Annotated in this window: 18 protein-coding genes, 1 tRNA gene and 1 pseudogene; 8 read left to right on the top strand and 12 right to left on the bottom strand. The window is 65.1% G+C overall.

All coding sequences use genetic code 11. The annotated features are described in order from the left end of the window. Positions 1-1,400, bottom strand: a 1,400-nt coding sequence (locus tag SE92_RS06450) for a PAS domain-containing protein (RefSeq protein WP_502686751.1), incomplete at its 3' end; no start/stop codon positions are given. Between the two features lie 249 nt (positions 1,401-1,649). Here SE92_RS06450 and SE92_RS06455 point away from each other — a divergent pair. Next, positions 1,650-2,144, top strand: a complete 495-nt coding sequence (locus SE92_RS06455; RefSeq protein WP_245324472.1) for a response regulator — start codon at positions 1,650-1,652, stop codon at positions 2,142-2,144. A gap of 251 nt (positions 2,145-2,395) precedes the next feature. On the opposite strand, the gene SE92_RS06460 is transcribed toward SE92_RS06455, so the two are convergent. Beyond that, positions 2,396-3,178, bottom strand: coding sequence for an SDR family NAD(P)-dependent oxidoreductase (locus SE92_RS06460; protein ID WP_063194980.1), 783 nt, complete (start codon positions 3,176-3,178; stop codon positions 2,396-2,398). 152 nt (positions 3,179-3,330) lie between these two features. On the opposite strand from SE92_RS06460, the gene SE92_RS06465 reads away from it, so the two are divergent. From SE92_RS06465 to SE92_RS35655, 3 genes are read left to right on the top strand one after another with little or no spacing between them, the layout of a single operon-like run. Next, positions 3,331-4,506, top strand: a complete 1,176-nt coding sequence (locus SE92_RS06465; RefSeq protein WP_063194981.1) for a zinc-dependent alcohol dehydrogenase — start codon at positions 3,331-3,333, stop codon at positions 4,504-4,506. 11 nt (positions 4,507-4,517) lie between these two features. Further along, positions 4,518-5,084 (top strand): hypothetical protein, encoded by a 567-nt coding sequence (locus SE92_RS06470; protein WP_063194982.1) that lies wholly within the window; start codon positions 4,518-4,520, stop codon positions 5,082-5,084. Continuing rightward, positions 5,065-5,232: a hypothetical protein gene (locus SE92_RS35655; RefSeq protein WP_502686752.1), complete on the top strand. Its 168-nt coding sequence runs from the start codon at positions 5,065-5,067 to the stop codon at positions 5,230-5,232. Before SE92_RS06470 ends, SE92_RS35655 begins: the two co-directional genes overlap by 20 nt. Before the next feature lie 11 nt (positions 5,233-5,243). Here the strand turns inward: SE92_RS35655 and SE92_RS06475 are convergent, their stop codons facing one another. The 3 genes from SE92_RS06475 to SE92_RS06485 all read right to left on the bottom strand — a co-directional run bounded on the left by SE92_RS06475 (position 5,244) and on the right by SE92_RS06485 (position 6,604). Next, positions 5,244-5,852: a cysteine hydrolase family protein gene (locus SE92_RS06475; protein WP_063194983.1), complete on the bottom strand. Its 609-nt coding sequence runs from the start codon at positions 5,850-5,852 to the stop codon at positions 5,244-5,246. A gap of 259 nt (positions 5,853-6,111) precedes the next feature. After that, positions 6,112-6,196, bottom strand: a tRNA-Leu gene (locus SE92_RS06480). Between the two features lie 165 nt (positions 6,197-6,361). After that, positions 6,362-6,604, bottom strand: a complete 243-nt coding sequence (locus tag SE92_RS06485; protein WP_018647371.1) for a FliM/FliN family flagellar motor switch protein — start codon at positions 6,602-6,604, stop codon at positions 6,362-6,364. A gap of 67 nt (positions 6,605-6,671) precedes the next feature. Here SE92_RS06485 and lipB point away from each other — a divergent pair, with 67 nt between their 5' ends. Then, the gene (gene lipB, locus SE92_RS06490) at positions 6,672-7,406 is read left to right on the top strand and encodes a lipoyl(octanoyl) transferase LipB (RefSeq protein WP_063194984.1); all 735 of its coding nucleotides are present in this window, start codon (positions 6,672-6,674) and stop codon (positions 7,404-7,406) included. 172 nt (positions 7,407-7,578) lie between these two features. Next, positions 7,579-8,292 (top strand): DNA helicase, encoded by a 714-nt coding sequence (locus SE92_RS06495; RefSeq protein WP_063194985.1) that lies wholly within the window; start codon positions 7,579-7,581, stop codon positions 8,290-8,292. Positions 8,293-8,335: 43 nt separating this feature from the next. Here SE92_RS06495 and SE92_RS06500 read toward each other — a convergent pair whose 3' ends face one another. Further along, positions 8,336-8,758 carry a tautomerase family protein gene (locus SE92_RS06500; protein ID WP_063194986.1) on the bottom strand — a complete coding sequence of 141 codons (423 nt, stop codon included), beginning with the start codon at positions 8,756-8,758 and terminating at the stop codon, positions 8,336-8,338. A gap of 112 nt (positions 8,759-8,870) precedes the next feature. Between SE92_RS06500 and SE92_RS06505 the strand changes: the two genes are divergently transcribed. Continuing rightward, positions 8,871-9,722, top strand: coding sequence for a LysR family transcriptional regulator (locus SE92_RS06505; RefSeq protein WP_063194987.1), 852 nt, complete (start codon positions 8,871-8,873; stop codon positions 9,720-9,722). Between the two features lie 4 nt (positions 9,723-9,726). On the opposite strand, the gene SE92_RS06510 is transcribed toward SE92_RS06505, so the two are convergent. The 3 genes from SE92_RS06510 to SE92_RS06520 are packed head-to-tail and all read right to left on the bottom strand — an operon-like array spanning position 9,727 to position 12,399. Beyond that, positions 9,727-11,163 carry a TIGR01777 family oxidoreductase gene (locus tag SE92_RS06510; protein WP_063194988.1) on the bottom strand — a complete coding sequence of 479 codons (1,437 nt, stop codon included), beginning with the start codon at positions 11,161-11,163 and terminating at the stop codon, positions 9,727-9,729. After that, complete coding sequence (locus SE92_RS06515; RefSeq protein WP_063194989.1) at positions 11,160-11,825, bottom strand: DUF4166 domain-containing protein; 666 nt, start codon at positions 11,823-11,825, stop codon at positions 11,160-11,162. The genes SE92_RS06510 and SE92_RS06515 overlap by 4 nt, the downstream gene beginning before the upstream one ends. A 16-nt stretch (positions 11,826-11,841) precedes the next feature. Then, the gene (locus SE92_RS06520) at positions 11,842-12,399 is read right to left on the bottom strand and encodes a GbsR/MarR family transcriptional regulator (RefSeq protein WP_063194990.1); all 558 of its coding nucleotides are present in this window, start codon (positions 12,397-12,399) and stop codon (positions 11,842-11,844) included. Positions 12,400-12,541: 142 nt separating this feature from the next. On the opposite strand from SE92_RS06520, the gene SE92_RS06525 reads away from it, so the two are divergent. Then, positions 12,542-14,062, top strand: a complete 1,521-nt coding sequence (locus SE92_RS06525) for a PAS domain-containing hybrid sensor histidine kinase/response regulator family protein (RefSeq protein WP_063194991.1) — start codon at positions 12,542-12,544, stop codon at positions 14,060-14,062. 1 nt (position 14,063) lies between these two features. Here the strand turns inward: SE92_RS06525 and SE92_RS35660 are convergent, their stop codons facing one another. From SE92_RS35660 to SE92_RS37525, 3 genes and pseudogenes are all read right to left on the bottom strand, one after another. Beyond that, positions 14,064-14,363, bottom strand: a complete 300-nt coding sequence (locus SE92_RS35660; RefSeq protein WP_157095846.1) for an acylphosphatase — start codon at positions 14,361-14,363, stop codon at positions 14,064-14,066. Positions 14,364-14,369: 6 nt separating this feature from the next. Next, positions 14,370-15,227 (bottom strand): annotated as a pseudogene (locus SE92_RS06530) (isocitrate lyase/PEP mutase family protein); the annotation flags it as partial. An 82-nt stretch (positions 15,228-15,309) separates the two neighbouring features. Next, on the bottom strand, positions 15,310-15,414 hold a 105-nt coding region (locus SE92_RS37525; RefSeq protein WP_502686793.1), incomplete at its 5' end, for a biotin/lipoyl-containing protein.

The following is a 15,414-nucleotide window of genomic DNA, read 5'->3' on the forward strand; positions in this document are numbered from 1 at the left end:
TGCTCGCCCTCGCGGGCATTGTAGGCCAGAAGCTCCTCGACCACGAGATATTCGAGGTCGATGCCGCCCTCGGGATCCCGGGTCACCATCGCCTGGGTGCGGGCGAATGCATTGAGCCGCCCGTCGTGATGCGAGGCGTAATCCTCCACCGTCGAGCTCGTCTCCGCCGAGCGGCGGGCGATCGAGCGCACGACGCCGAGCGTGTTGCGGACACGATGCTGCAGCTCGGCCTGCAGCAGGCGCTGGCGCGCCTCGGCGCGGGTGATCGCGGTGACGTCGACGAAGGTGATCACGACCCCGGCGATGACATCGTCGATGTTGCGATAAGGTAGAATGCGCACGATGTAGCGCGTGCCGCTGTCCGGCGCGCTCAGCTCGCGCTCCACGCTGGCGAGCGTGCGCAACACGCGGCGGATGTCGTCATAGAGCTCCTCGATGGGGATACGGGCCTTGATGTGGGCGATCGGCCGCCCCGTATCGGTCTCGACCAGATGCAGGATCTGCGTGATCGCCGGCGTGAAGTTCATCACGCACAGATCGGTGTCGAGAAACAGGGTGGCGATCTGCGTGCTCTCGAGGAGATTCTTGATGTCGCTGCTGGCGCGCGTCAATTGCTGAACGCGGCGCGCGAGCTCACCGCTGACGCTCGTCAATTCCTCGTTGACCGACTGCAACTCCGCGCGCGAGGTCGCGAGCTGCTCGTTGACCGACCGAAGCTCATTGTTGAGCGACTGATATCTCTCGTTGGAGGATTTCTCCTCCAGCCGCCGTAGGTGACGGGCATAGACCTGGATGTACGCGGGGATCTCCTCCGGCGGCAGCACGTAGTCGGCGACGGAAGCTGGCGTGTTGCCGCCAGCCAGATGCGCGGCTTGCTCCGGGCTCGCGATCCTTTCGGCAATGGCGAGCCCGCCGTGCTCCTTCAGCGTCGCAGTGCCGAGCATGCCGTCATCGCCGGTACCGGCAAGGAGGACGCCAATCGAATGCTCGGCGCTTTCCTCCGCAAGCGACACCAGGAAGCCGTCGATGGTGGCGCGCTCGTCCGGCGCCTGCCCGGCCTTCCGCACCACGAACCGACCGTCCCGGATCGTAGTGATCATCGCCGGCGGGCACAGATAGATCGTGCCGCCCTCGACCGCATGGCCATCGGCGATCCCGACGACTTTACCATTGGAATTTCGCACGGCCTCGCGCAGCCGCGGCCCGTCGAAGGCCTGGTGATGCTGAAGCGCCAGCACGATGGCCTGATCGGCGCCGACGGTCAGCCTGGCGAAAAGGCGCGCGATGCTGTCCAGCGATCCCGGCGATGCGCCCACGCCGATGATCAGCGCGGCTCTTGTCTGACGCTCTCCACCGACCGGCTGGTCGCCGACTTCATTCATGGCCTTGGCAGCTTTCATTCACAGACCGGGGCGAACGAGCGCCCGGCGTTTGGAAATCGCGAAAACCGACATTATCCCAACAGATCAAAGAGCAAAACGTCCCGAACCTGTTTCGCGCTTTGGCTGGGCGGCGCCGGCCGCCCCCGATGACGATGATATCGTGGTGGCTCATGGAACCCGCCTTCGGTCGCATCGTTGTACTGCGGCGCTCTCCGGCTTTGTGTTCCCAGCGGTGACTGATGGTAACGAGGGAGCGCTGGAGGGACCATGTCGATATCGCCCACGCCGTCCCGTCAACAAGCGCCGTTGACGGGGCGCCGCATCCTCGTGGTCGAGGACGAATATTTTCTCGCCGATGACATCGGCAACGCGCTGCGCACGCTCGGCGCGGAGATCGCCGGTCCCGTCGGCCACATCGAGGATGCGGTTGAGATGCTGCAGGATGGCGGCGTCCTCGATGCCGCGGTGCTCGACGTGAACATCCGCGCCGAGCCGATCTTTCCGATCGCTCGCGAGCTCAGGGCGCGCCACGTGCCGTTCGTGTTCACCACGGGTTACGACAGGATCAGCATCGGGACGGAATTCCAGGACGTGCCGCTCTGGGAGAAGCCGATCGACATCGTGGCCATGGCGCAAAACCTCGCGAGCCTGGTCGGCGGCCGACCGCACGATTCCGCGCAGGCTCTTCCTCAATCAGAAGAGATGCGCGAATGCGAGCCAGGCGGTGACGGCCAGGCACAGGACAACCGCGGCGTAAGGTAGCGCGACGCGCAAGCGACCAAGCCTCCGCGCGTCAGCTCATCATCATCCAGGCAAATGCCAGCATCATCACGAGAAACCCCGTGATGGCGGTCACGACAAAGGCTTGCTCGATGCGGTCCATCGCCATCGCAGCCCCCTTTCCAGCCCGCAAATGTGACCGTTTCGGAACCGGCCCGCATTAGTCTATGTGAATCCGCCTCCTCCTTTGCCGGATGTCGAAATTGCTCTTCGCAGATTGCGGCGACGTCAGCTCACGACTTCGCAGTGCCCGGTTCAGCCATCTTGCGATGCTGCCTGGCCAGCATCTCGTTCGGCGTGACATTGGCAACCGTGGTCTGGATCTTGTTCTTCAGCCCGGTGACGATATCGGCCTCCCCGCGCAGCATGGCGTCGAAACCGGCCTTGGCGACGTCGTAAGCGCCGTCCTTCTTCTCGGTGCCGACCTTGGTGTCCATCATGCCGGCGCGGCGGAAGAACTCGGTGTCGGTGGCGCCCGGCATCAGGCAGGTCACGGTGACCTCGCTGTCGCGCAGCTCCTCGCGCAGCGCGAACGAGAACGAGTCCAGGAACGCCTTGCTGGCATTGTAGGCCGCCTGGAAGCTGCCAGGCGTAAAGCCGGCGATCGAGCCGGTGATCAGGATACGGCCGGCATTGCACCGAAGCATTTCGTTGCCGACGCGGTGGATCAGATGAAGCGTTCCCGTGATGTTGGTGTCGATCAAATGTCTAACCTTGGCGAAATCCTGATCGAGGAAAGCTTTGCCAAGGCCAACACCGGCATTGGCGAGCAGCGCGTCGATCGGCCGGTCGCCGACTGCGGCGCAGAGCTTGTCGACGCCCTCGGTGGTGGACAGGTCGGCCTGGACCGGCTCCACGCTGCCGCCGAGCCGGCGCAGATCGACCGCAACCCGCTCGATCTGGGGTTCATCGGCGGCGATAACGAGGTTGAAACCGTCCTGGGCACAGCACCTGGCGAGCTCGAGGCCGATGCCGGTGGAGGCGCCGGTGACGACGGCAAGTTGATTGGCGGGCATGGCACATATCCTTGCGATGAGATGATGACGCCCAATCACTCCGCCGCCATCTCGTTCCTATCAGGTGCGCTGCGAAGAAATGCACGCCGCTTAGCAACCATCGTTCATTTCTGGACTTAAGTGCCAACTGGTTTCAGCCGAGAGGACGACAGATGAAGGCGCTGGTTTGGCACGGCAAGGAGGACATTCGCTGCGACACCGTCACCGACCCTGAGATCCAGGACCCGCGCGATGCCATCATCAAGGTCACGAGCTGCGCCATCTGCGGCTCCGACCTGCACCTGTTCCACAATTTCATTCCCGGCATGCTGCCCGGCGACATCATGGGCCACGAGACCATGGGCGAAGTGGTTGAGGTCGGCTCCGGCGTCGACGGCAAGCTGAAGAAGGGCGACCGCATCGTCGTGCCCTTCACCATCATCTGCGGCGAATGCGAGCAGTGCAAGCGCGGCAATTTCTCGGTGTGCGAAACCACCAACCGCAAGCGCCATCTCGCCGACAAGGTGTTCGGGCATGCCACTGCCGGCCTGTTCGGCTACACGCATTTGACCGGCGGCTATCCCGGCGGCCAGGCGGAATATCTGCGCGTGCCCTATGCCGACGCCACCCACATCAAGGTGCCCGCGGGGATCCCCGACGAGCAATTGCTGTTCCTCAGCGATATCTTCCCGACCGGCTGGCAGGCCGCCGCGCAATGCGACATCGAGCCGACCGATACGGTCGCGATCTGGGGCTGCGGTCCCGTGGGCCAGATGGCGATCCGCAGCGCCATCCTGCTCGGCGCCAACCAGGTGATCGCGATCGACTGCCTTCCCGAACGCCTCAGCATGGCCGAAGCCGGCGGCGCCACCACGATCAATTTCGAGACCGAGAGCGTGCTGGAGCGGCTGCAGGAGCTGACCGACGGCAAGGGTCCGGAGAAGTGCATCGATTGCGTCGGCATGGAATCGCATGTCATGGCCTCGCTGCCCGATACCCTGCTCGACCGCGCCAAGCAGATGGTGATGGCGGAGAGCGACCGGCCCCATGTGCTGCGCGAGATGATTTATGTCTGCCGCCCCGGCGGCATCATCTCGGTGCCGGGCGTCTACAGCGGCTTGTCCGACATGCTGCCGATGGGCGCCTTCATGAACAAGGGCCTGACGATGCGGACCGGCCAGACCCACGTCAACCGCTGGACCGACGATCTGCTCCGCCGCATCGAGGACGGCGAGATCGATCCATCCTTCGTCATCACCCACACTGTCCCCCTCGAACAAGGACCGGAGATGTACCAGGTGTTTCGCGACAAGCGGGATTCCTGCGTCAAGGTCGTGCTGAAGCCCTGAGGAGCAAGCCCATGTTTCATTTCTCCAACATCGTGCGCACCAAGGGTGATCCCAAGATCGTGGAAGGCGGCCCGAGCCTCAAGCAACCGGTGGATCAGCTGGCGCGTGCGCTCGGCTGGTTCAGCATCGGCCTCGGGGTCGTCGAATTGTTCGCGCCGCGGCGCGTCACGGAAACTTTGGGCATGGAAGGCCATGAGACGCTGGTGCGGTCCTTCGGCATCCGCGAGATCATGGCCGGAATCATGACGCTCTCGGTCGAGAAGAACGCCGGCCTGTGGGCCCGCGTCGGCGGCGACGGCCTCGATGCCGCCGCGCTGCTGTCCGGGCTGACGGCCGACAATCCCAAGAAGGGCAACATCGCACTGGCGCTGCTGATGGTCGGGGGCATCGCCATGCTCGACTACCGTGCCGCGCAGGACACCAAGCCGCGCCGGCCGCCGCGTGATGCACGGCGCAAGCTCTATCCGAACCGCAGCGGTTTCCCCAAGGGCATCGAGAGCGTCCGGTCTGCGGCTAGGCAGATCGCGCACGCCGGACATAACGAGGTCAAGCAAGGTGATGCGCGTCGAGTCCCGTAACGAAGGCGGCGGCGATCTGCGCCTGCGCATCATGGCGCATGCCATTCGCCACGAGCAGCAGGGCGAGATCGCGCTGATGCGCGGCCTGGACGGCACTGCGGCCGTCGCTACCGCCTTCCGCAACATGTTCGGCGACAACGTCAATTGAGCCGATGACCCCTACTCCCGCCAGAATTCGCTCAGCTCCTCTGCGGTGACCAGATCGACCTGGCCGTGAAAGCGGGTTCGGTACATCGTCATGAGCGCGTCATGCCCGACGTCGGACGATGAGCATAGTGCGTCCTCGACGATAACGACCCGGAAGCCGAGATCGACGGCACTCAGGACCGTCGACAATACGCAGACGTCGGTCTCCGCGCCTGATATCACGACCGTCCCGACATGCTTCTCGACCAGCAGGCTCGCCAGGGCGGGATTGCTGAACGCGGAATAGGCCGGCTTGTCGATGATGGCAGCCGGCGGAACGAACTTGTTCAGCGTCGGCACAAGTTCGAGGGCAGCCGGTGGGAGGTTCTTGCGGGTGGCCTGATGCCAGCGGCGAAAATAATTCTGCCACTGGCCGCCACGATCTTCCGGATCCTGCGGCGTGATGAAGCGCGTGAAGATCGTTCTGGCCTGGTGGTGCGAAACGATCGAGACGATCGTCGGCAGGACGCGATCCATCCACGGCGTCGCCCACAGACCACCGGGCGCGAAGATGTTCTGCATGTCGACGCAGAGGTGAACGGCGTCCGTGATGTCGGCAACGTCCGACGCGCTGTTTCTCATTGTCCTCCACCGGCGAACGCATGCCGCGACACATCCGCGGCGGCTTACCTGCAAATGCGATCCCGACGGCCATCGTTCCGCATTCATGCAGCCGGTGATCGAGCAGACCGAGCCCGGATATGCCACGGCCCCGCCGAATCGAGGCCGGCATGAGCTGACGTCGGGGATGGGCGGCCGACGAAAGCAGCGCGGCACGAGGTCGTGCCGTGCCCGGTGGGCCTTTGAAAAAGCTTAGCTATTTCAGTGACAAACGAGGATTTGGTGCGCTCGGAGGGACTCGAACCCCCACGATTTTACTCACTGCCACCTCAAGGCAGCGCGTCTACCAGTTCCGCCACGAGCGCTTTGGGGATGCCGGCTTGAGGCTTGAAGGCCAGCCGGATCAACGGCGCCGATCTAACAAATCCATCAAAGGGGTACAAGCCTGCAAAGGCCCTGAATTCCACAAGCTGTGCAGGAAAATTCGGGCGCCCCGCCCCGAATCGGCATTGAGCCGGACGCCCAGGCCTCTACCGCGTGCCCGGTGAGCGCGGTAGCATCTGCTTGACCTCGACCGCGATCCGGTTGCGATCGACCAGTACGACGCCGGAGGCGACCGGTAGATTGTTGGCCAAAACCTTGACCTCGTCGGCCTCGGTTGCGTCCAGCTCGATGATGGCGCCGCGGGAAAGACGTAATACTTGATGGATCGGCATGGTGGTCGTCCCGAGGACGACCATGAGATCCACGGTGACTTTATCGAGGGTGGGCACTGTCAGGACCGCCGCAACTGAGGACTGGCATTTGCTCCCGAGATGATCACCACGTTATGGTTAGCCAATGGTTAATTCGCCTCAAAACCCCCGCCAGCAACTCGATTTGACGCCGTTTTCAGCCGGCGGCGCGCCCGTCGAGTGGCGAATCTCGGATACGCTGGTGCCCTATCCGGAGGCGGTCGCTGCCATGGAAGCCCGGGTCGCCGCGATCGCCGCGGGCGAGGCCCCCGAGCTGGTCTGGCTGCTCGAACACCCCCCGCTCTACACCTCCGGCACCTCGGGCAAGGAAACCGACCTGCGCGATCCCCGATTCCCGATCTTTGCCACCGGGCGGGGCGGCCAGCTCACCTATCACGGCCCCGGCCAGCGCGTGGCCTACATCATGCTCGACCTCAAGCGCCGCCGGCCGGACGTGCGGGCCTATGTCGCGAGCCTCGAGGAGCTGATCCTGCGCACGCTTGCCGCCTTCAACATCCGCGGCGAACGGCGCGAGGACCGGGTCGGCGTCTGGGTCAGCCGGCCCGACAAGGGGCCCGAGCACGAGGACAAGATCGCGGCGATCGGCGTGCGGCTGAAGCGCTGGGTCTCGTTCCACGGCATCGCGATCAATGTCGAGCCGGAGCTGTCGCATTTCGGCGGCATCGTGCCCTGCGGCGTCGTCGATCCCCGCTACGGCGTCACCTCGCTGGTCGATCTCGGCCAGCTTGTGACCCTGGCCGATGTCGACATCGCGCTTCGGGAGGCGTTCGAGGAGCTGTTCGGTCCGACGCGCGCACTGCTGCCGGAAGCGACCGCCTGACACTTCCGCATTCTTCACGGAATCGGCTATCCTCGATTCCGGCGCCGCCCACGCCTCCCCCCTCCGCCGGGAAAGCAGACCTCATGCAGGGCGATGAGATCATCGGACCGACTGTTCGAGCGCTGGGCATAAGGAGGGATTGCGTTTCAGCTCGCAATGGGAGGTTTTGACGATGAGACTCTCTGCGCCGATCTATCATCTGAAGCGACGCGCGAAGCGCCTGTCCCGTGACCAAGGCATTCCGCTGCACGATGCGCTCGATCGCATCGCCACGACGGAAGGGTTTTCCGCCTGGAGCATGCTCGCCGCGAAAGCCGCCGCGCTGACGCCCGCAAGCAGGCTGTTTCCGCAATTTCAACCCGGCGACCTCGTGCTGGTCGGCGCGAGGCCCGGTCAGGGCAAGACGCTGATGAGCCTCGAGCTTGCGGTGGAAGCCATGAGATCGGGCCGTCGTGCCGCGTTCTTCTCGCTCGAATATACCCAGAAAGACGTTCTGGATCGCCTGCGCGCCATCGGCGTGGAGCCGGCGCAATTCGACGACCTGTTCGAGGTCGATTGCTCCGACGCCATCAGCGCCGACTATGTCGTCAAGCAGATGGCCACAGCGCCCCGCGGCACGTTCGTCGTGATCGACTATCTGCAGCTGCTCGACCAACGCCGGGAAAACCCTGACGTCTCCGTCCAGGTTCGCGCGCTGAAATCGTTCGCGCGCGATCAGGGGCTGATCGTCGTCTTCATCTCGCAGATCGATCGATCCTACGACGCTGCGGTGAAGCCCTGCCCCGACCTCGGCGATGTCCGCTTGCCGAACCCGCTGGACCTGACGCTGTTCGACAAGCTGTGCTTCCTGAACAATTCCGAAGTTCAGTTCCGCGCCGCGAGCTGACGATAAGGCCGCGGGTGAGATGCCTCGCCCGCGGCCTCAAGCCTCACGCCGCCTTCAGCGCGACCTCGAGCTTGCCGGCGATATAGCGGCGCTCCTGGGTCAGGCCGCCAAAGCCGTAGGCATCGCCCTTGACCTCGTCGACATGCAGATAGGTCTCGGGGTGCAGCGGGCCGAGAATTTCGGCCATGCGCTTGAACATCGCGGCGAGATAGGCCGCCTTCTCGTCCTTGGTGTTGGTGCCTTCGCTGACATGGATGTCGATCCAGTAGCTGGCAAGTTGCTGCTCGGCCAGCGACTTGCCGCCGGCGAACCAGTCATCCGCATCCACCGACTTGACGATGATGGCGGTCACCTTGGGATCCTTGTGCAGGATTTTTGCGGTGAGCTCGGACACGGCGTTCGCGATGTCGGCCTTCAGCGAGGCCGACTGGCGGGAGGTGGTGTAGGACACGGTGATCAGGGGCATAGTGGTTCTCCTCAAGATGCGGCGCCGGTCAGCGCGGCGTTGGTGAGAAACTAGACCCACAACCGTCATTTTGGTATCTTATCTCAGTTGATACCAGTGATAACCAGTTATTATGACAGCAACCCTCGACATCGCGACCGTCCAGGCCTTTCTTCTGGTCGCCGACCTCCAGAGCTTTACCCGTGCCGCCGAAGCGCTGGGCACGACGCAGGCGGCGGTTAGTCTCAAGCTGCAACGACTCGAAACCCTACTCGGAAAGCGTCTCGTCGAACGCTCGCCCCGCGCGGTCCGGCTCACCGCCGACGGCGCCAGCTTTCTCGATCGCGCCCGCGCGCTGATGCAAGCGCATGACCGTGCATTGTCGACCGATGCGTCGGCTGCGCAGTCGCTCTCGCTCGGCATCTCCGATCACGCGGCGGGCCCCGAATTGGTGCCGCTGCTCGAACGGCTGCACGCGATGTCCGCGAACCTCACGCTCGCCGTCACCATCGGCTTCTCGCGCGAGATGCAGGATGCTTACGACGCCGGCGAGCTGGATGCGGTGATCGTCCGCCAGGAAGGCAGCCGCCGCGGCGGCGAGACGCTGACCGAGGATGAATTCGGCTGGTTCGCGGCGCGACGCTTGTCCTGGCCGAAGGGCGAAGCGCTGCCGCTCGCGACTCTCGCCCCGCCCTGCGGCGTCCGCGCCATCGCCGTGCGCGCACTCGACAAGGCCGGCCTCGCCTGGCGCGAGCGCTTCGTCGGTGGTGGCGTCACGGCGGTGGTCGCCGCTGCGCTCGCGGGACTCGCGATCGCTCCGCTGGCGCGACGGATCGCGCCGCCCGGGCTGGTCGACATCGGGCCTGCACACAAGCTGCCGAAGCTCGGCAGCTCCAAGGTGATGCTGCATTCGAAAGTCAGTGACCCAGCGAAGCTGGCGGCGCTGCGCGCGGTGGCGGCAACGTTTCGAAGCGCTGCCACCTGACGTCTCACAAAATCGCCTCGAATGCGCTGCGCAGCGTCTCGTGCCGAAACACAAAGCCGCGGCTCAGCGCCTTGTTCGGCAGCACGCGCTGGCCGCCGAGCAGGAGCTCGTCGGCAAAACCGCCGCCGATCCGGCGCAAAAGGCCGCCGGGAATACGGAACAGCGCGGGCCGGTGCAGGCGGCGGCCGAGCTCTTCCGTGAACTTGGCGTTGGTGACGGGGATCGGTGCGGTGGCGTTGACGGGGCCGGCGAGATCGGGCGTCGCCATCACATAGGCGATCAGCCGGATGAGATCGTCGCGCTCGATCCAGGACATCCACTGCCGGCCGGTGCCGAGCGGGCCGCCGAGGCCGAATTCGAACGGCGTCAGCATCCGCGTGATGAAGCCGCCTTCGGTGCCGAGCACGAGGCCAATGCGCAAACAGACCACGCGCACGCCGAGCTCCTCCGCCGGCCGCGCCGCCTGCTCCCAGGCCGCGCACAATTCATGGCTGAAGCAGGCGTGCGATTTCGCCGATTCCGTCAGCACCTGATCCGCCCACAATCCATACCAGCCGATCGCGGAGCCGCTGACGAGCACCTCGGGCTTGCGGTCGAGCCGAGCGATCAGCTTGCGCACCTCGCCCGTCATGTCGACGCGCGAGCTGATGATCTTGGCGCGCTTCGCCTCGGTCCAAAGACCGTTGCCGATCGGCTCGCCCGCGAAATTGACGATGGCATCGATCTCAGTGTCCGCACCGAGCTGATCGAGGCTGGTGATCAACGTGACCGGCGGCGGCAGCATCTCGGCCTTGGCGGGATTGCGGATCAACGCGATGACATCGTGCCCTGCTCCGCTCAGGCTCGCCGCGAGCCGGCTGCCGATGAAGCCGGTGGCGCCTGTGATCAGCACGGTCTTGCGGCCCGGCAGCTTCTCGACCAGTCCGGCAGCGGGCACGCTGCGCATGCGGCCGAGCCGGCGCATCGCCGCGAAATCCCTGATGCCGCACAGTGCCGCGCCAGCCGCGCAAGCGGTTGCGGCGATGCTGAGCAGGCCCTGATAGACCACCATCACACCGAACGGCTGCATCGTCCAGTCGATCAGCACCGGCAGCAGCAGCACCAGGATGGCGCCGTAGTTGATCGCCAGCAGTGTGTGATTGATGCGCTCGCTCGGCGGCAGTTTCCGGCTCAGATCCTCCTCGACGAAATCCATCAGCGTGATGACGATCTCGGCGACCAGCACGGCGACGACCAGCAGCGCCAGCACGCCGTAGACCTCGAGCCAGCCGAGCAGCAGGAACAGCAGCGCATAGAGCATGTTGCGGATGCCGTGCAGCTTCAGCTCGAAGCGCTGTGACACCCGCCAGGCCAGGCGCTCGGTGAATTCGTGGTGGTAGAAAGTGTCGAACACGCCCATCACGATCTGAATGGCGATGAGCGTCCATAGCAGCTGTGTCATGACACGGCCTCCCTGAAGGTGGCGGACTGGTGGATCAGCGCGCCGTAGCGCGGATGAATGACGTCGAGGGTGAAGCGGAACGCGCCCTCGCCGAGGTCGCGGTGCGTCACCGTGAGATCGCCCGGCGTGAGCCAGTGCGGCAACGGGATCCACAGCCGTCCGAGCTGCAGGCCATAGCCCGCGCTGCGAAAGGTCAGCGCCTGGTCCTCGACCGCGATCCGGAGCGCCATGGAGACGCCGAAGCCGACATATTCTTCGAGCCCGGTCGGACCGGCGAAACGCTTGGCGGAATGGATCACTTGCGGAAAGCCGCGCTTTCGCGCGCAGATGCGCGTCCAGGTCTGGCCGCCGGTCGCGTCATCCTCGGTGACGGTCACGATGATCGGCACGCCGGTGTCACGGCCGGTCGGCAGCGGCCCGCCGATCACCCGTGCCGCCTGAGCGAACCACCAGCCGATATCGCTGAAAGAGATCTCGTCGACGACGCCGACATAGACGACGCTGTCGCCGTCGGCGACGCGTTTGGAAAAGCGCCGCCAGGTCGCGAGCGGCAGACGGCCCCAATCCTCGTCCGACAGCAGCGCGCGGAAGCGGCGGTCGTCGAGCAGCCTGGTATGAGTGGAGGGAGATGCGTTGCAGCCTGATAATCGTGCCGACGTCATCGTACCCTCCTCGATACTATTTGGCTTTGCCCAGCGGCAGCAGGCTCACGATCTTCTCGCCAAGCCGCATCAAGGCGACCAGCCGCGGCCGCGGTACCTTCAGCATCTGCATGAACCAGTGGTCGGCGAGCTCGGTGAAGGCGAGCATCTCCTTCAGCCGCTTGCTCGCGACCGGATTGATGGTGGGATCACCGGCGGCGTCGGACACGCAGGCCCTCAGCGCCGCGATCGCCGGATCGAGCTCCCGCTCCTTGCGCCGCGCCGCTATTCTGGCCGCGACCTCCCAGATGTCGGTCTCGGCCTCGTAATGGTCGCGGCGGTCGCCCAGGATCGGCACGCGCCGGATCAGGTTCCAGGCGAGCAGCTCCTTGAGCGAGTTGGAGACGTTGGAGCGCGCCATGCCGAGCGTGTCGGCGATGTCCTCGGCCGTCATCGGCGCTTCGGCGAGGTAGAGCAGCCCGTGGATCTGGCTGACGGAGCGATTGACGCCCCACTCGTCCCCCATGTCGCCCCAATGCAGGATGAAGCGCTCGACGGCGGCGGGGAGTTTCTTCTTTCCCGTTATTTCTGTCATGACAGAAATATCTGACAATACCGCTTCGCTGTCAAGCGGGGCGCATCCGCATACGAGGCGGCAGATCTGCCTAAAAATGTCCCAAGTTCAGGGAACCATCCGCCGTTTGCGGCGTTTGTTCCGGTCGAGGTGGGGTTCGGGAATGGTCGAAAAGTTCAGTCAACAGAGAGACTTGTTCGAGAGCGAACGCAGTTTCCGGCTGTTGGTTGAGGGGGTTGCGGACTACGCGCTCTACATGCTCGATCCCGGCGGGGTCATCACCAGCTGGAACATCGGCGGCGAGCGCATCAAGGGTTATGCGCCCCAGGAAATCCTCGGACAGCATTTCTCCCGCTTCTACACCGAGGCCGACCGCGCCAACGGCAAGCCGGCCCGTGCGCTCGGCATCGCCCGGGACAAGGGCCGCTACGAGGAAGAAGGCTGGCGCGTTCGCAAGGACGGCACCTTCTTCTGGGCCAGCGTCGTGATCGATCCGATCTACGAGGACGGCAAACTGGTCGGATTCGCCAAGATCACGCGCGACATCACTGAACGCCGCAATACCCAGATCAAGCTCGAGGCGATGCAGAAGCAGCTCGCCGAGTCCCAGAAGTTCGACGCGCTCGGGCAACTCACCGGCGGGGTCGCCCACGATTTCAACAATCTGCTGATGATCATCAGCGGCAGCCTCCACATGATGAAACGTGGAGCCGACGACCCGGCCAAGCTGCAGCGCGCGATCTCCGCCATCGAGACCGCGACCAAGCGCGGCGCAGCGCTGACCAACCAGCTCCTCACCTTCGCGCGGCGGCAGAGCGTCAATCCGCAGGCGATCGATTTCGCCGAACGCATCACGGCGATCCGCGAGGTGCTGGATGCCGGCGTCGGCAGCTCCGTGCGCCTGGCTTTCGACATCGACCGCGACGTCTGGCCGATCAAGGCCGACGTCTCCGAACTCGAGACCGCGCTGCTCAACCTCGTCATCAATGCCCGCGACGCGATGCCCGACGGCGGCACGGTGACGATCGGCGCGCGCAATGTCGTGACGGACGAGACGTCCCTCGCCGGCGATTTCGTCGCGATCGACGTCACCGATACCGGCCTCGGCATTCCCTCCGACGTTCTCGACAAGATCTTCGAGCCGTTCTTCACGACCAAGCCGATCGGAAAGGGCACAGGCCTCGGCCTGTCTCAGGTGCACGGCTTCGCGCACCAGGCCGGCGGCACCGTGAAGGTCGCAAGCGAGCTCGGCAAGGGCACGACGTTCACCATCCTCCTGCCGCGCGGAGAAGACGCGCCATCGTCCGACACGACGGGAGAGCCGGCGTTCCAGGGCAGCGGCACGGTGTTGCTGGTGGAGGACAATCCGGACGTCGCCATCGTCAGCATCGGCCTTTTGGAGCAGCTCGGCTACCATGTGCGGCGGGTCGCCGATGCAGAAGCTGCCCTGCGCGAGATCGAGAACAACGGCGTCGACTTCGTGTTCTCCGACATCGTCATGCCCGGCAAGATGGACGGCCTCACCCTCGCCCATCATCTCCGCCAGATCCGCCCCGGCCTGCCGATCCTGCTCGCCACCGGCTACAGCGAGGTCGCCGCCGGCGTGCGCGGCGATTTCCCGATCCTGCGCAAGCCGTACGAAATCCACGAGCTCAGCGAGGCGATCGCCAAGCTGCCAAGGTGAGCTACACCGTCGGCAGCACCGAAAACGCTTCCCCTGCCCTGCGCAGGTCTAGTTCATCCGCACCGGCCGTCTCACTCGTCACGCTGTCGACGCGTGAAGATGGCGGGCCGTGACGGCAGAGCGCGACCATGTCGGCGACGTGCTTCGGCGCGCCCGCGAACAGCGCTTCGACGCCGCCGTCGCGGCGGTTGCGGACCCAGCCTTCGAGGCCGCTCGCCGTCGCCTGATGCTCGACCCAGGCCCGATAGCCGACGCCCTGCACGCGCCCGCGGATCATGACCTGGAGAATTGCCCGGCTCATTTTTTTCAATCCGAGGACGTCGGCGCTGCGCGCCCTGACATCGGCCTCGCGCGTGACTCGGACCGTCAGCTCCGAGGATGCGAGCCCCTTGAGGCTTTTCGGCGGCGCGCCTTCGCGCAGCGCTTTCAGCGTCTCGTAGACGGCCTGCGTCGCGGCTGCGATCGGCGCGTGGCCCTGCAGCGCGATCCGGACGCGCTGACCGGCGAGATAATCGAGCGCGTTCAAGTCTTCCGGCGCCCCGCCGAGCACGATCGGCAGGCGCGTCGCAGCGCTCACCGCCTCGAGCTCGGCCCGCGACTTGATGCCGGTGAAGAACAGCGCATCGACACCGGCCTCTTCATAAGCCTTGGCGCGGCGGATCGCGTCCTCGATCGAGGTGATCGAGGCGGCTCCCGTTCGCCCCATGATCACCAGCGAAGCATCGCTGCGGCCATCGAGCGCCGCCTTCATCTTGCCGACGCCCTCCTCCAGCGAGATCAGCTGCGTCTTCGCCTCGCCGAACGCCGCCGGCAGTAGCGTGTCCTCGATGGTGAGGCCGGCAGCGCCGGCCGCCTCCAGCTCCTGCACGGTGCGGCGAACATTGAGCGCATTGCCATAGCCGTGATCGGCATCGACCAGCACGGGCAGCGCCGAGGCGCGCGACATCCGCCGCATCTGCTCGCAAAGCTCGGTGAGGGTGATCAGCGCGATATCGGGATCGCCGAGCACCGCGAGCGAGGCGACCGAACCGCCGAACATGCCGATGGGAAAGCCGAGATCCTCGGCGATGCGGATCGAGATGGCGTCGTAGACCGAGCCGGGATGGACGCAGGCCGCGCCCGACAGGACGGAGCGCAGTTTCTCGCGGCGGGAACGAAAGGCCATGATGCCCTCTCAAATGTTGCGACGCTGCCGCAACATACTCCGTCATTGGTGGGACCGACGAGAGCCCACGCGCAGGTTTGTCTTACGCAAACTCCAAAATCAGCGCGTCCACCGCGAGCGTCGCACCGGCGCTGGCGTGGACTTTCTTCACGGTGCCGTCCTGCTCGGCGCGCAGCACGTTCTGCAT

This window comes from Bradyrhizobium sp. AT1, assembly GCF_001590795.1.
GTDB lineage: Bacteria > Pseudomonadota > Alphaproteobacteria > Rhizobiales > Xanthobacteraceae > Bradyrhizobium.

Excerpts from the sequence above, each read along its gene's own strand:
- SE92_RS06455 (WP_245324472.1), top strand. The coding sequence starts at position 1,650 with ATGTCGATATCGCCCACGCCGTCCCGTCAACAAGCGCCGTTGACGGGG.
- SE92_RS06460 (WP_063194980.1), bottom strand. The coding sequence starts at position 3,178 with ATGCCCGCCAATCAACTTGCCGTCGTCACCGGCGCCTCCACCGGCATC.
- SE92_RS06465 (WP_063194981.1), top strand. The coding sequence starts at position 3,331 with ATGAAGGCGCTGGTTTGGCACGGCAAGGAGGACATTCGCTGCGACACC.
- SE92_RS06470 (WP_063194982.1), top strand. The coding sequence starts at position 4,518 with ATGTTTCATTTCTCCAACATCGTGCGCACCAAGGGTGATCCCAAGATC.
- SE92_RS35655 (WP_502686752.1), top strand. The coding sequence starts at position 5,065 with ATGCGCGTCGAGTCCCGTAACGAAGGCGGCGGCGATCTGCGCCTGCGC.
- SE92_RS06475 (WP_063194983.1), bottom strand. The coding sequence starts at position 5,852 with ATGAGAAACAGCGCGTCGGACGTTGCCGACATCACGGACGCCGTTCAC.
- lipB (WP_063194984.1), top strand. The coding sequence starts at position 6,672 with ATGGTTAATTCGCCTCAAAACCCCCGCCAGCAACTCGATTTGACGCCG.
- SE92_RS06495 (WP_063194985.1), top strand. The coding sequence starts at position 7,579 with ATGAGACTCTCTGCGCCGATCTATCATCTGAAGCGACGCGCGAAGCGC.
- SE92_RS06500 (WP_063194986.1), bottom strand. The coding sequence starts at position 8,758 with ATGCCCCTGATCACCGTGTCCTACACCACCTCCCGCCAGTCGGCCTCG.
- SE92_RS06505 (WP_063194987.1), top strand. The coding sequence starts at position 8,871 with ATGACAGCAACCCTCGACATCGCGACCGTCCAGGCCTTTCTTCTGGTC.
- SE92_RS06510 (WP_063194988.1), bottom strand. The coding sequence starts at position 11,163 with ATGACACAGCTGCTATGGACGCTCATCGCCATTCAGATCGTGATGGGC.
- SE92_RS06515 (WP_063194989.1), bottom strand. The coding sequence starts at position 11,825 with ATGACGTCGGCACGATTATCAGGCTGCAACGCATCTCCCTCCACTCAT.
- SE92_RS06520 (WP_063194990.1), bottom strand. The coding sequence starts at position 12,399 with ATGACAGAAATAACGGGAAAGAAGAAACTCCCCGCCGCCGTCGAGCGC.
- SE92_RS06525 (WP_063194991.1), top strand. The coding sequence starts at position 12,542 with ATGGTCGAAAAGTTCAGTCAACAGAGAGACTTGTTCGAGAGCGAACGC.
- SE92_RS35660 (WP_157095846.1), bottom strand. The coding sequence starts at position 14,363 with ATGAGCCGGGCAATTCTCCAGGTCATGATCCGCGGGCGCGTGCAGGGC.